The following is a 929-nucleotide window of genomic DNA, read 5'->3' as shown; positions in this document are numbered from 1 at the left end:
CCTCAGGCATTTCGTCGTGGCTAGCACAAATGCGCTTCACGGCGGCTTCGATAATGTCCAAGCCTTTAATGAGATTTTCTTCTGTAATCACGAGCGGGCAGAGCGTTTTGATCACTTGCCCATCAGCACCACTGGTTTCGATGATCAAGCCTTGCTTGAAGCACTCTTGGGTAATTTTGTTCGCTAGCTCGCCATCAATACAGTTCAAACCCTGCATCATGCCTCGACCGCTCACGTAAAAATTTCCTTCTCCGTATTGACGAGCAATCGCATTCAGGCGTTGAGAGATAATCTGACCCTTGGTTTGCACCTCAAGTTCAAACTTGCGGTCAGACCAATAATGCTCGAGCGCAGCTTTTGCCGTCACGAATGCCAGATTGTTGCCGCGGAAAGTACCGTTATGTTCACCGGGCTTCCATTGGTCTAACTCCGGCTTAAGTAAGACAATGGCAAACGGCAAGCCGTAGCCACTCAAAGACTTCGACAGGGTAACGATATCCGGCTTGATGCCAGCTTCTTCAAAACTAAAGAAACGTCCAGTACGCCCACAACCCGCTTGAATGTCGTCCACAATTAACAACACATCATGCGCGCGGCACACCTTCTCAAGATTACGCAACCATTCTGCACTGGCGGCATTAATGCCGCCCTCGCCTTGAACAGTTTCAACCAAAACGGCTGCAGGCTTGTCGATACCACTGGAACTATCACTTAACACCTTGTCGAGGTAATAGGTGGTATCAAGCTCGTCCCCTAGATAGCCATCAAAAGGCATTCTTGTAACACCGGGAAGGCTCGTACCTGCCGCACCGCGGTGATGTTGATTCCCCGTCGCCGCAAGCGCACCAAGGCTTACGCCATGAAAGCCATTGGTAAAGGAAATAATATTCTCTCGACCGGTTACATTGCGCGCCAACTTCATCGCGGCT

1 protein-coding gene is annotated in these 929 nt (G+C 50.3%); it reads right to left on the bottom strand.

The annotated features are described in order from the left end of the window. Positions 1-929 (bottom strand): diaminobutyrate--2-oxoglutarate transaminase (locus tag A3750_RS24615; protein WP_068549039.1); only part of this gene is annotated, 929 nt, incomplete at both ends.

It is taken from the genome of Oleiphilus sp. HI0079 (assembly GCF_001635105.1).
The sequence above is the reverse complement of the archived record's forward strand: the minus strand, read 5'-3'. Positions and strand labels throughout refer to the sequence as shown.